Consider the following 12,873-nt stretch of genomic DNA (forward strand, 5'->3'; position numbering starts at 1 on the left):
TAGGCAAGGAAGCCTTCACCACCAGGGAAACGCGTAGGCAGCAGCGACCACAGCCCGCGACACGACACGTTTGACTTACCCCTCAATAACCCGAATCGCCACTCACGACCAACCCAGCCCACCTCTCACCCGCAGCCTCAAGGCAGGAAAGTCCGTGAAGGCCTTCTTCCCTACTTTGAGCGTAGGGAAGGAGGCCTTCACAGACACGTCACCTTTGAGCTACCTGCTCAATGGCCGGGAAACTTGCGGCTTCAGCCCTTGATCTCCGTCCGAAGTCGTTCGGCAAGTCGCACGGACGCCTCGATCTCTTCCCGCCTGATCGATACGCTTTCGACGTTGATGCCGAACGGAACGCCCAGGCTGCGGCAGTAGGTCATCAGTTCGGTAGCCGCCGCGGCGGCCACCTGATACGACGCTTCGAGGGTGTCGGCCGCGTGCCTGAGGTCGTTCGCTATCCACCGTGGCACGTCGACGCCTAGCCACCGCAGAAAGTCGAGTGTTTTCAACGATCCGCAGACCGAGAAGGTGAAGACGATCGGAACGGGTGCTCGTCCGCGTGCGACGCATTCGTAGTGGTAATCGGAGACAAGGTTCTTCGCTGCGTTGACGTCGTAAACCACCTGGGTCACGAAGAATCGGCATCCGGCGTCCTGCTTCGCCAGCAGTCGCAGATGTTCATCGTCCCGGCGGCTGTGACGTTCTGGAATCGCGACGCCGCCGAGCGACAAGCTGGGGTTGGCGTCACGCCGCAGTGCTTGAGCATCCGCGAGTGATGTCATGGCCTCGACCTTGCTGGACGCGGCGCCAACGAGAACTGTCATCACGCGCGCCGGGTCCTGGGCCGCCAGCCATGACCGCAGCTCCGATGGCGCGTACTTGCCGACCGCTCGGTAGACGATGACCGGAGTCTGCCAACTCGTGAGGTTGTCCGCGAGATAGTTCGCGGGGTCGAGGGTCGGCGAGAACGGGAACGGGCGCCGCGTCGGGTTCCGAGCTACTTCGTCATCGATGTCGTAGAGGATCAGGCCGTCGAGCTTCAACGGGCGCAAGCGAGCCATGGTGGCGTCGGCGATCTCTTGAACGCGTTCGCGAGCGGTGGCCAGGCGAGGTGGTGTCAGAGCGAACAGCAGGAACTCACTCGCGGCGCGGTCGATGCGGCGCACAATGTCCATGAACGGACCGTAGCCGAAGCCAGGCGATCCGACGTCGCGGCAGGCATGGGGCCGGGTGTATTTCGGTGGCGGAAACCGGTCGTTTCGGGGTCCAATCAGGGGCGTGACCAGTGACTTCGCTCCGCCCGTCGACCTGGCCGACCGGGTCAGCCGGGTGTGGCGGCGCAGCGGGAGCCTGCCGCCCGCGTTGCCGCAACCGTCCGTGGACCTGCTGGTGTTCGCGGACGGTTCGTTGTGGTTGGCCGGGCCGGAGACCGAGGCCAGGACGGGTATCCTGACCGAGCCGTTGACGGGGGTGCGGCTGCGGCCGGGAACGTGCGCGTCGGTGTTGGGGATCGCCGCGGACGAGGTGCCCTTGGCGGGAACGCCGTTCCCTGGTTCGGGGCTCGACGCCGGGCTACGGGCGTTGCGGGCACCGGCCCGTCCAGCCGATCGGGCGATCGGGCAGGTGCTCCAGGCCATGCGAACGGCTCCCGGGACGCCGGTCTCCCACCACGCGGCCGCGGTCGGGTTGTCCGAACGTCAGTTGCGGCGGCGGTTCCTGGTGGCGGTCGGGTTGAGCCCGAAGGCGTACGCACGGGTGGTGCGGTTGCACCGGGCGCTGGCGCTGGCGCGGTCGTCTCCGATGCCGGACTGGGCGGAAATCGCTGTCCGCAGCGGGTTCTACGACCAGCCGCATATGATCGCGGAGTTCCGGCGCTCGGTCGGGTCGTCGTGTGTCCGTTTCTTCCAAGCGGTGTCCGCGGGCGAGTAGCACCCTGTGGGTATGTCCATTGAGGAGATCTTCGCTTTTCACACGCAAGAGGTGGGCCCGGTGCGGTTCGCCGAGCCGTTCGGCGGCTGGGTGGTCACCCGGTATTCCGATGTGGACAGAGTGCTCACCGATCATGCGGTGTTCTCCTCCGACGAACTGCGTTACAGCACCCAGCCGATCCCGCACAGCGCGAACCCGTTGTTGCGGAGCCTGCAGGCGACCGATCCGCCCAAGCACCACGCGTTGCGCCGGGTCGTCAGCCAGGTGTTCACTCCCCGGGCCGTGTCGTCGCTGGAGCCGTTGATCACGGCGAGGGTCCGCGATCTACTCGCCTCGGCCGGGGCGAGTTTCGACCTGATCGGGGAGGTGGCCTACCCGTTGTCGGTGCACACGATCGCGGATCTGCTCGGCGTGCAGCCGTCGCGGTGGCCGGATTTCGTCCGGTGGACCGAGGCCATCACGTCGTTTTTCGGCACGTTCACCGCCGACGAGGGCCGCCAGAACGCTTTCCGCCAGGCTCTGACGGAAATGGGCGCCTACTTCCGCGAGGAGTTCGAGCACCCGACCGGCATCATCGCGACCCTGAAGGCGTCGGGCCTGTCCGAGGACGAGCTGCTCGACTTCTGCACGTTGCTGCTGATCAACGGCCACGAAACCACCAAGACCCTGCTCGTGAACGCCGTCCTTTGCCTTGCCTCCAGACCGAAGCCGTCCGACGTGCGACTGGCCGTCGAGGAGGTTCTGCGCTTCCTGCCGCCCACCGGCGGAACGGACCGGTTCGTCACCCGGCCCACCACGCTCGGCGGTCAGGAACTCCGCCCAGGCCAACGGGTCGTCGCGATGCTCACGGCGGCCAACCGTGATCCGGAGGTCTTCACCGAACCGCACACTTTCGACCCGGACCGGACGCCGAATCCCCACCTGTCCTTCGGCCACGGCATCCACTTCTGCATGGGCGCCCACCTCGCCCGCATGGAGGTCCGCATCGCCCTCAAGGCCCTGCTCGCCCGCCCGTGGCGGATCACGGACCTGGACACCCACCGGACCCCCGTCGGCATCGACGTCCTGAAAGCCACTCTGGCGACAAGCCAGGCATCAGGCCGATGACGGTCCCGTCCGGCCCTGTTCAGCCCCATCGCTGAGGTCTACGCTGATGACGCGCCCTTCTTCGGCCACGACGGTTTGCCGGCAGGCATCGTCCGGTCTGATGACTCGACGGGCGCACCGGACATCCGCTCCGGACTTCGGCGGCGCTGGCACTGTTTCGCCGACGCCCGAGGGGGCCGCGGATATGTCATCCGCTTCGCTCGAAATGAAGACCGTGCGGCCGATCCGTGCCGCGAGCATCACGGCCGGCGCCGGGCTGCTGCTCATGTCCCTGCTGGCCGGTTTCGGCAAGTTCGTCGCGGTGGACGGGCTGGTGACCCCAGGAGACGCGGCACGGACGGCGAAGGACATCACCGAATCCGCAGGGCTTTACCGGCTCGGTATCGCCAGTCTCTTCCTGGTGATCGCGCTCGATGTCGTCGTGGCATGGGGCCTGTACCGCGTGTTCAGCCCGGTGAACCGGAATCTTTCGATGGTCGCGGCGGCGTTCAGACTCGTGTATTCGGGGGTCTTCCTCGTCGCGATCGGTCAACTCTTCGGGCCGCTTCGCCTGTTCGCCGGCGACGCCTACCTCGGGGTGTTCAGCGTGGATCAGCTGAATGCCCAAGCATTGCTGGAAATCGCCGCCTTCGCCGACCTGTGGATGATGTCGCTCGGCTTGTTCGGCCTGCACTTGCTCGTCCTGGGCTACCTGGCCTATCGATCAGGGTATGTGCCGAGAACGCTGGGCGTCCTGCTGGCCATCGCGGGCCTCGGCTACGTGATCGACAGCTTCGGCGTGATGCTTTCCCCGGGTGGCTGGACCGATGTCTCCACCTACACGTTCCTCGGCGAGTTCCTCCTCGCGCTATGGCTCGTGATCCGGGGCCGACGGGTCACCTCGACCGGTTCCTCCAACTGAATAGAGAGTGAATTCCCATGGCTGCACCAGAAAGATCGATCATCCCTCCGGACACCGGCCCGCTCGATCGGCCGAGCGGGCCGACGACGGCGTCCACCCGCAAGACCGCGGTCCTCATCGGACTCCTGTTCCTCGCCGCCACGGTCGCGTTCATCTTCGCCGACTCACTCACCACCGGAGTACTGAACAGCCCGGACTTCCCGGCAGGCGCGTCCACCCGAACCGGCGCGCTGGCCACCGGTGCCCTTCTGCTCGCCGGACAGTTCGGGGTGGTGGGCATCGCGGTTCTCCTCTTCCCCTTGGTGAAACGCCACGGCGAAGCACTGGCGCTGGCACACATCGGCTTCAGGGTCACCGAACTCGCCGCGAGTCTGTTCTACCTGGCCGTCCCGCTGATGGTGATCGAACTCGGAGCCGGCCTGCGAGACGGCACGATCGACGCCTCGACATCGGCGAGTCTCGGCGCTTCGCTGAAAGCGCAACAGGGGGTCGCCACCTTGTTGATCTATCTGGTCGTCACCGCGGCGGGTCTGTGCATGTCCATCCTGCTCCACCGATCGAGGCTCGTCCCGCGCTGGCTCGCGGTTCTCGGCATCGTCAGCTATCCGACGTTGCTCGCCGGATGCGTCCTCGACCTGTTCGGCGTGGTCGACGTGACACAAGGCGTCGGGCTCGTCGCGCTGGTTCCGGGTGGCGTCTTCGAGGTCGTCCTGCCGATCTGGCTGTTCGTCAAGGGCTTCACCTTCCCGGTCCACGCCTGACAATGGAAACCGCTTTCCGAAAACGAGCCTGAACGGCGGATGTGCCCGCGCGGACGAAGGCCTACGGTAAGAGTGGGAGCGCTCCCATATCTCTGTGAACCCTGTCGATCGGAGGACTCTCGATGAAGAGGGCTCTAGCCGGGATACTCGCGGTGACGATGACGGCGAGCTTGATGGCCGTGGTGCGGACCTCGGCCGTCGCGCAACCCGCGGCGGATCCAGCCGCCTGGAGTAACGCCGAGATCGCGGGCGGCGGCTTCGTTCCGGGCATCGTGTTCAATCAGACCGAACGGGACTTGATCTACGCGCGCACCGATATCGGCGGCGCCTATCGATGGAACCAGGCGACCGGCCGGTGGATCCCCTTGCTGGACCACGTCGGGCGGAGCGACTGGGGGCACAACGGGGTGGCCGCGCTGGCCACCGATCCGGTGGAACCGAACCGGGTCTACGTCGCCGCCGGGATGTACACCAACAGCTGGGATCCCGGGAACGGGGCCATCCTGCGGTCGGCGGACCGGGGGACCACCTGGCAGAAGTCGGCCTTGCCGTTCAAGCTCGGCGGGAACATGCCGGGCCGGGGGATGGGCGAGCGCCTGGTCATCGATCCGAACCGCAACAGCGTCCTCTATCTCGGCGCCCCGAGCGGCAACGGGCTCTGGCGCAGCACCGACCACGGGGTGACCTGGAACAAGGTGACGTCCTTTCCCAATCCCGGCAATTACGCGCAGGATCCCAGCGATCCCAACGGTTATCTCAGCGACAACCAGGGCATCGCCTTCGTGACCTTCGATCCGCGCACCGGATCCCGCGGGAACACCACCCAGACTATCTACGTCGGGGTGGCGGACAAGGAGAACATCCTCTACCGCAGCACGAACGGCGGGACGAGCTGGGAACGGGTGGCCGGGCAGCCGACCGGTTACGTGCCGCACAAGGGGGTTCTCGACCCGGTCAACGGTGCTCTGTACCTCGCTACGAGCGACACCGGCGGGCCGTACGACGGCGCCAAGGGCGACGTGTGGAAGTTCAGCACGGCGTCCGGGGTGTGGACGCGAATCAGCCCGATCCCGTCGACCAGTTCCGACGACTACTTCGGATACAGCGGCCTGACCCTCGACAGAAAGCGGCCGGGCACGATCATGGTCGCCACCCAGGTTTCCTGGTGGCCCGACGTCATCTTCTTCCGCAGTACCGATGGTGGCGCGTCGTGGACACGGATCTGGGACTGGACGAGCTATCCCAACCGCGCGTTCCGGTACACACAGGACATCTCGGCCGTTCCGTGGTTGAACCTCGGCGCGAATCCGGCGCCGCCTGAGGTGTCACCGAAGCTGGGATGGATGACCGAAACGATGGAGATCGACCCGTTCGACTCGAACCGGATGATGTACGGGACCGGTGCGACGATCTACGGGACCACGAATCTGACCACTTGGGACAGTGGCGGGAAGATCACGATCAAGCCCATGGTCGCCGGGCTGGAGGAAACCGCAGTGCTGGACCTGATCAGTCCACCGGCCGGGGCGCCCTTGCTCAGCGCGCTCGGCGACATCGGCGGATTCCGCCACGACCGGCTCGACAAGGTGCCGTCGAAGGTCTTCCTCTCGCCGGGCTTCACGACTACCACCAGTCTCGACTACGCCGAACTGGCGCCGTCCTCGATCGTGCGGGTGGGTGATTTCGACAAAGCCGCGCGCCCCAACGAAAACAGGGTCGCGTTCTCCACCGACGGCGGGTCGAACTGGTGGCAGGGCGCGGAACCGGCGGGTGTCACCGGCGGCGGTACGGTCGCCGCCGGTGCCGACGCCAGCCGGTTCGTCTGGAGCCCCAAGGGGACGGGTGTGCATTACGCGTCCTGGTACGGCAGCTCGTGGACCGCGTCGAGCGGGATACCCGCCGGTGCCGTCGTCGAGTCCGACCGGGTCAACCCCAGGAAGTTCTACGGTTTCGCGGCCGGACGGTTCTACGTGAGCACCGACGGCGGGGCGACCTTCTCGGCGAGCGCCGCCACCGGGCTTCCCGCTTCCGCGCATTTCAAGGCGGTGGCCGGTCGCGAGGGCGACATCTGGCTCGCCGGGGGAGCGGGGATCTGGCACTCGACCGACTCCGGCGCGTCGTTCACCAAGGCGGCAGGCGTGGCGGAGGCGGACAACATCGGCATGGGCAAGGCCGCACCGGGCAAGAACTACCCGGCTCTCTACACGATCGCCAGGATCGCGGGCGTCCACGGTGTGTTCCGTTCGGACGATGCCGGGAACAGCTGGGTCCGGATCAACGACGACAAGCACCAGTACGGCAACATCGGCGACGCGATCACCGGTGACCCGCGGGTGTACGGCCGGGTCTATCTCGGCACGAACGGGCGTGGGGTGGTGGTCGGGAACGCGGGATGACGGCGACGTCGGGAGAAGACGCGGCCACCACGGGGTGAGCGTGCGCCCGAAACGCCATTAGAGGACTAATTGCGACTCTCCGGTGCCGGAAGCCGCGAGGTCATCCGCGAGCGGCGAAGTTCGCCGTACACTCCAGCGCGTTGTCCGGACGGTGATTGGGGGCCGCGGTGAGCGGTAGCAAGGTGTTGGTGGTCGGGGCGAGCATCGCGGGGCCCGCGCTGGCCCATTGGTTGCGTCGGCGGGGAGCCGAGGTGACCGTGGTGGAGCGGGCCCCCGGGCTGCGTCCCGGCGGCCAGGCGGTGGACGCGCGCGGGGTGACCAAGGAGGTCATCCGCCGGATGGGGCTGGACGCGGCGGTGCGCGCGGCCTGCACCGACACAGCGGGTGCGTACACCGTGGACGTCGACGGGAACGTGCTGGAGACCCACAGCGCCGAGGACCACGGCGGCGACGGATACATCGCGGACATCGAGATCTTGCGCGGAGACTTGTCCCAGGTGCTCTACGACGACACCCGCGATGGCGTCGAATACCTTTTCGACGACCGGATCGCGGAGCTCACCCAGGACGCGGACGGGGTCGACGTGACCCTCGCGAGCGGCGGACGGCGGCGCTTCGATCTGGTGATCGGGGCCGACGGGCTGCATTCGGCGCTGCGTGGGATGGTCTTCGGGCCGCGCGAGCGGTTCATCCGCCACCTCGGGCTGGTGCTGGCGTTCTACAGCGTGCCCAACGAGTTCGGGCTGGATCGCTGGCTGATCGAGTACCAGGACAAGGAGTCCGGACGTTCCGCCTTGCTGCGGCCCATCCAGGACGCCACCCGGGCGATGGCCATGTTCTCCTTCCCCGCGGCGGATTTCGACGTCGACTACCGCGACATCGAGGGCCAGAAGCGCCTGCTGCGTGAGCGGATGGACGGCCTGGGCTGGCAGACCCAGCGCATCCTCGCGCAGCTGGACGACACCCCGGACTTCTACCTCGATCAGGTCGCCCAGGTGGTGATGGACCGCTGGTCGGACGGACGGGTGGGGTTGATCGGCGACGCGGCGTTCAGCTCGTCGCCGATGTCCGGACAGGGCACCGGGCTGGCCCTGGTCGGCGCCTACCTGCTGGCGGGAGAACTCGCCGCCGCGGAGTGGGATCCCAAGGCCGGGTTCGACGCCTACGAGTCGCGGATGCGCTCGTTCGTCGAAGCCAACCAGGAGATCGGCCGGGTTCACGCGCAAGTCCTCAACCCGTCACGGTCGGACGCCGAGCCGGGCCCGGAGCCCGACATGGAGGCGCTCATGCCGCTGATCGAGCGCGCGCTCAACGGCGTCGACCTGCCCGACTACGCCGGCCTGCCGGACTCCGGGGCCCGGGAGACATAGGCGGGAGCCACCTACCCGAGATGCTCGGCTGATCACCCGGCCCGGCCGGGTGGTCAGCCGGACGCCTGGACGTCGAAGCGGCTGCACCGGCCGGTGCCGGCGACCTGAGAGGGGCCCTGTGGATCGGGCGCGTACTCCTCGGCGGTGAAGAACCTCCACCACGCGACGCACGCCTCGACGCGGTACCTGTGGTCCGGGGTCGATCGTTCCACGGTGATTTCGACGGGTTTGGCGCCGTCGTTGAGTTCGCCGTACGCGTGATCGCGTGTACTGGTGGCGATGACCTGGCCGGAGGCGTCTCGTACGGTCACCGTCGTCGAGTGCAGTTTGCCGGGGTAGGTCGCGATATCCGGCGTGACGGTGATGACGTCGGCGCCGCTGGACGGCGTGACCGAGCCGTGCGCCCGGAAGCGGTGGATATGGGCTTCCCGGCGGGTCACGCCGTTTTCCAGGATGTTGTCGATCACCTCCTCACCGGCTCCCTGGTTGCGCAGTCGCAACCGCCGCCAATCGATACCCGCCGATTCGAAGCCCGCCACGTCGCCCTGGGCCACCACACCGCTGCCGAGGTCAGGGAAGGCCGGATCGGCCACCCAGTGACGGATCTTGTTGCCGTTGGACTGGAAGAGGGCGTTGAAGGTGACTTGCCTGGTTCCCGGCCTGAGCGGACCGTCGATGGTCTCGGGTGGCCGGATGGAGAAGCGCTTGAGCACGCCGTAGGCGGAGTCACCGCGGCTCTCCACTGGCCCCGGAGCACCCGGACCGATGGTCAGATAGTCGGTGAACTGGCGGAACAAACCCGGGTTGTCCTGACGCTTCGTGGCATCGCAGTCGTGCGTGACCAGGTACATGAACGGCACGATGGCCGCCTTCACCTCGCGTATGTGCGTGAAGAAGCAAGTGTTCGCGGGCAGGTGTGGCGTGCGGGTGCAGGACTGGTCGAAGCGTTGCGACAGGATGCGATCCTGGTTCGGCTGCTCGACATACACCCGGCACGCCGGGTCGTCCTTGGTCCAGCGGTCACCCTCGTTGAAGCCGGGTCCGCACGCGACGCCGTACCCGATGCAGGTGTTGCCCTCGATGACCGAGTTCCACGGGTTGGTGCTGTGGAGCATTTCTTGGATCTTGGGTACCGGGGTCTCGAGCGAACCGGTGCGCTGGAAGGCGGTCCGGCGGGGCATCAGCACGATGGGCTCGACGGTCCCGGAGTCGTTGCCGCTACCGGGGCACCGGCCGCCGATCGGGATGAGCGCGGGATTCGGGTACGGGCAGTCGGTCTGCTGACCCCCGCCGGAGATCGTGTAGTCCGGCTGGCCGAACGCCCGTTCGTGCTGGCCACGGCCGTTGAACGCCTGCTGGAAGCGATGATTGCGGGGATTGAGCATGAGGTCGGCCAAGACGTCCGGCGGCCGGTAGCTCGTGGACGCGGCAATGACGCCCTCGCCGGCGAAGAGGTTGTCCGGAGTCAGATACGGCGCCAGGTCGCCCACCCATACCTGGGACATCGGCGAGATCGGGTCGCTGTTGAACAGGTTGGGTCCCTGGTTGCTCTGGCGGCGGCGGAAGGGCGGGTCGCGCAGCTCGCCCATGGCCTCGGTGGCGTTCTTGGCCATCAGGAAGTCCAGTGTGGCCCGGACCTTGGACCGCAGGCCCTGATCGCGGGCGAGGTCGTAGAGGTTGAGCAGAGCGACCATCTGATACCGGCTGTAGGCGCGGGAGTTGTACTCGAGAAAGTCCTCGTTGAGCACTCCGCGCAGGCGCGGGTCCAGGAACTCCCGGCGTTCGAAGACCTCGTGGAGCTTGGTGAACAGCCCGTTGGTGCGGTTGTCGTAGTCGAAGCTTTCCTGGTTGTATTCCTTGACCCAGCGGTTGCCGTTGCCGAGGACCTCACCCCGGGTGATGGGCGGGAGGTGTTCGTTGTGCAGGAATCGGGTGGTCCAGATGAGCAGCCGGTGGTTCTCGGTTTCCGGGACGTTCGCGCCGAGGATTTCGCAGACGACCTCGTCGATGCCGTTGGGTCCGCCCTGGAGCCAGAATTTCCTGCTGATCGTGTGTGCCAGGTCGGCGGCGTTCGGATAGTGGTCCCGGGCCCGCAGCCAGACCCGGAGGGCCAGCGCCATGGAAATGTCCGCGTCGCCGCCCTTTCCGCAATATTTCTCGTCCTCGGTCCCCGGAACGCCATACCAGAACGGTACGGCGAGCAAAGCGTCCAGGACGGTCTGCCAGCCAGGCTCCTTCACCTCACGGCGCTCGGCGAGCGGTTTCGCCCAGTCCGGCGCCAGTTCCGCCACGCAGTCGCGGGCGTTCTTCGGGCTGGTGACGAGGGCCACCGTGCCGCGTACGTTGAGCGCGGTGTGCAGTGCCGCGGTGCCCGCCTCGCTTTCCAGCATGCGCAACAGCTCGACGCGGGCCAGTTGCCGCGTCATGTAGTCCTCGCCGAAACCCGCGCCGATCGGCTTGCAGGCCATGTCCAAAAGGGACGGAACCTTGAGCCGTTCACGGGTCGCCCGCATCTCGACGATGTTCCGCGGCGTCGGAATCCAGGAGTAGTCCACATGGGTCGCGATATCGTCCGCGGATCGGCCGAGGGCGGATTCCGCCGTGTGGCCTGACGCTGTGTGGGCGGGCGCGGTGACCATGCCGGCACCGACGAGCAAACCGGTGAGCAGGGGCAAGAGCCTGGTAGACCACGTCATCGTCCGACTACAGCACGACGCTCGAGCGGCAGAAATGTCCGCTCGGGCGGACTATCGGGCTCCGTTCCCTACGGTCCCTCTCCGAAGACCATGCGGTTCCCGCGAGCGGTGTCCATGTACTCGCGGACCCGGTGGACGAGTCCATCCCGGAGTTCGAAGACGAAGCAGTAGTCGTTGGCGTAGTGGTTGCCGTTGGCCAACGTCGCCGTCATGGTCTCTTCCACGATCACGCGCTCGCCGTCGGCATGGAACCCGTGGAAGGTCACCTCGACGTCACTCACGAAGAAACGCGGAAAGTCTTCGGCGAGGAAACGCACGATCGCCTTCCTGCCCACCAAATGGGCCGGGCCCTCCAGTGCGACGGCGGTGGCGTTTGCCGGAGGCGCCTTCCACTCGGCGTCCTCGGTGAAGACCGCGGAGATCTGGCCGGGGTCATGGCTGGCGAAGGCTTTCCAAGCGTTCTGGACGATCTCGCGGCTCTGCTGTGACATGCCGCGACCCTAGGCGAGCAGGGGCGAGAGGGGCTGGCGGATTTCCGACGCCACCCGCCCGCGGTCAGCGCGCCATGCGGTAGGCGAAACTCAGGCCGACTCGCGCACGATCAGCTCGGTGTCGAACACCAGGCCGGCCGGAGTGGCGGGCCCGTTGATCATCGCGAGCAGCTCGCGCGCCATCCGGGCGCCCATCTCCTCGATCGGCTGGCGCACCGTGGTGAGTGGCGGCTCGGTGCGGCGGCCGAGCGGCAGATCGTCGAAGCCGATCACGGCGACGTCCTCGGGTACGCGCCGCCCGGCCCGGTGCAGCGCGCGGAGCGCACCCGCCGCCATCAGGTCGGAGGCGGCGAAGATGGCGTCCACGTCGGGCCTCCGCTCGAGCAACCGTGCCGTGGCGTGGTCGCCGGAGGCCAGCCCGAAGTCGCCGAACACCACCAGGCTGTCGTCGATGCCGGCCTTGCCCATGGCCTTCCGGTAGCCGAGCAACCGATCGATGCCCGCCACCATGTCCTGCGGACCCGCGATCGTCGCGATGGTGCGCCGCCCGGACGCGAACAGATGCCGGACGGCCTGTTCCGCGCCGCCCAGGTTGTCCGCGTCCACATAGGAGTAATGCCCGGAATCCTCGTCGCATACCGGGCGTCCGCCGAACACCACCGGGATACCGAGCCACGCGAGGTCGAGCGGGTACCGGCCGTGCATGCCGACCACCAGCGCGCCGTCGACATGCCCGTCGGCGAGATAGTGCACGATCGAAGCCGGGTAGTCCTCCACCGACGACATGGGTATCAGCACGAGCTGTGCACCCGACGTGGTCAGTTCCTTGGTCATGCCAGCCGCTATCCGCGCGACGTAGGGGTCCGCGAACACCTGGAGCATCTTCTCGCAGACCACCAGTGCGATCGATCCGGTCCGCGGCAGGTCTTTCAGGCTCGCCGCGCGACGGCGGGCGTAGCCGAGCGCGATCATCGCGGATTTGACCTGGTCGCGCGTCTCCGGCCGGACCTTGGCGAAACCGTTGAGCACGCGGGACGCTGTCGCCGTCGACACGCCGGCGACCCTGGCCACATCAGCCAGCGTGGGGCGAGTATCGGGCAGCTCGACTGAGGACACTTTCCACCTTCCCAAGACCACCCTGTCCGGCGGGCGGCGTTTGCCCGAAACCGGTCGGATGGCATCCTGTCGCCCAGCAAGATGCCGACCATTCTCTTTGCGCGGAAAA

General features: G+C 67.0%; 10 protein-coding genes. 6 read left to right on the top strand and 4 right to left on the bottom strand.

Annotated features, from left to right (window positions below; all coding sequences use genetic code 11):
* Positions 1-251 precede the first annotated feature (251 nt).
* Positions 252-1,172 (bottom strand): methylenetetrahydrofolate reductase, encoded by a 921-nt coding sequence (locus tag ACZ7KI_RS18245; RefSeq protein ID WP_470274295.1) that lies wholly within the window; start codon positions 1,170-1,172, stop codon positions 252-254.
* Between the two features lie 103 nt (positions 1,173-1,275).
* Between ACZ7KI_RS18245 and ACZ7KI_RS18250 the strand changes: the two genes are divergently transcribed.
* The 6 genes from ACZ7KI_RS18250 (at position 1,276) to ACZ7KI_RS18275 (ending at position 8,461) form a co-directional block, all read left to right on the top strand.
* Positions 1,276-1,926, top strand: coding sequence for a helix-turn-helix domain-containing protein (locus ACZ7KI_RS18250; protein ID WP_470274296.1), 651 nt, complete (start codon positions 1,276-1,278; stop codon positions 1,924-1,926).
* A gap of 12 nt (positions 1,927-1,938) precedes the next feature.
* Positions 1,939-3,033, top strand: coding sequence for a cytochrome P450 (locus ACZ7KI_RS18255; RefSeq protein WP_470274297.1), 1,095 nt, complete (start codon positions 1,939-1,941; stop codon positions 3,031-3,033).
* Between the two features lie 184 nt (positions 3,034-3,217).
* Positions 3,218-3,934: a DUF4386 domain-containing protein gene (locus ACZ7KI_RS18260; protein WP_470274298.1), complete on the top strand. Its 717-nt coding sequence runs from the start codon at positions 3,218-3,220 to the stop codon at positions 3,932-3,934.
* 17 nt (positions 3,935-3,951) lie between these two features.
* Positions 3,952-4,695 carry a DUF4386 domain-containing protein gene (locus ACZ7KI_RS18265; protein WP_470274299.1) on the top strand — a complete coding sequence of 248 codons (744 nt, stop codon included), beginning with the start codon at positions 3,952-3,954 and terminating at the stop codon, positions 4,693-4,695.
* A gap of 122 nt (positions 4,696-4,817) precedes the next feature.
* Positions 4,818-7,091 carry a WD40/YVTN/BNR-like repeat-containing protein gene (locus ACZ7KI_RS18270; protein WP_470274300.1) on the top strand — a complete coding sequence of 758 codons (2,274 nt, stop codon included), beginning with the start codon at positions 4,818-4,820 and terminating at the stop codon, positions 7,089-7,091.
* A gap of 167 nt (positions 7,092-7,258) precedes the next feature.
* On the top strand, positions 7,259-8,461 hold the full coding sequence (locus ACZ7KI_RS18275; RefSeq protein ID WP_470274301.1) for an FAD-dependent monooxygenase: 1,203 nt from the start codon (positions 7,259-7,261) through the stop codon (positions 8,459-8,461).
* A gap of 53 nt (positions 8,462-8,514) precedes the next feature.
* Here ACZ7KI_RS18275 and ACZ7KI_RS18280 read toward each other — a convergent pair whose 3' ends face one another.
* The 3 genes from ACZ7KI_RS18280 to ACZ7KI_RS18290 all read right to left on the bottom strand — a co-directional run bounded on the left by ACZ7KI_RS18280 (position 8,515) and on the right by ACZ7KI_RS18290 (position 12,764).
* Positions 8,515-11,157 (bottom strand): hypothetical protein, encoded by a 2,643-nt coding sequence (locus ACZ7KI_RS18280; protein WP_470274302.1) that lies wholly within the window; start codon positions 11,155-11,157, stop codon positions 8,515-8,517.
* A 68-nt stretch (positions 11,158-11,225) separates the two neighbouring features.
* The gene (locus ACZ7KI_RS18285; RefSeq protein ID WP_470274303.1) at positions 11,226-11,648 is read right to left on the bottom strand and encodes a nuclear transport factor 2 family protein; all 423 of its coding nucleotides are present in this window, start codon (positions 11,646-11,648) and stop codon (positions 11,226-11,228) included.
* 90 nt (positions 11,649-11,738) lie between these two features.
* Positions 11,739-12,764: a LacI family DNA-binding transcriptional regulator gene (locus ACZ7KI_RS18290; RefSeq protein ID WP_470274304.1), complete on the bottom strand. Its 1,026-nt coding sequence runs from the start codon at positions 12,762-12,764 to the stop codon at positions 11,739-11,741.
* Between the last annotated feature and the right edge of the window lie 109 nt (positions 12,765-12,873).

The sequence above is a fragment of the Amycolatopsis sp. NPDC039088 genome (assembly GCF_055598845.1).

Bases quoted from the DNA above. Each gene is read 5' to 3' on its own strand.
- ACZ7KI_RS18270 (WP_470274300.1), top strand. From the start codon at position 4,818: ATGAAGAGGGCTCTAGCCGGGATACTCGCGGTGACGATGACGGCGAGC.
- ACZ7KI_RS18260 (WP_470274298.1), top strand. From the start codon at position 3,218: ATGTCATCCGCTTCGCTCGAAATGAAGACCGTGCGGCCGATCCGTGCC.
- ACZ7KI_RS18245 (WP_470274295.1), bottom strand. From the start codon at position 1,172: ATGGACATTGTGCGCCGCATCGACCGCGCCGCGAGTGAGTTCCTGCTG.
- ACZ7KI_RS18265 (WP_470274299.1), top strand. From the start codon at position 3,952: ATGGCTGCACCAGAAAGATCGATCATCCCTCCGGACACCGGCCCGCTC.
- ACZ7KI_RS18285 (WP_470274303.1), bottom strand. From the start codon at position 11,648: ATGTCACAGCAGAGCCGCGAGATCGTCCAGAACGCTTGGAAAGCCTTC.
- ACZ7KI_RS18255 (WP_470274297.1), top strand. From the start codon at position 1,939: ATGTCCATTGAGGAGATCTTCGCTTTTCACACGCAAGAGGTGGGCCCG.
- ACZ7KI_RS18280 (WP_470274302.1), bottom strand. From the start codon at position 11,157: ATGACGTGGTCTACCAGGCTCTTGCCCCTGCTCACCGGTTTGCTCGTC.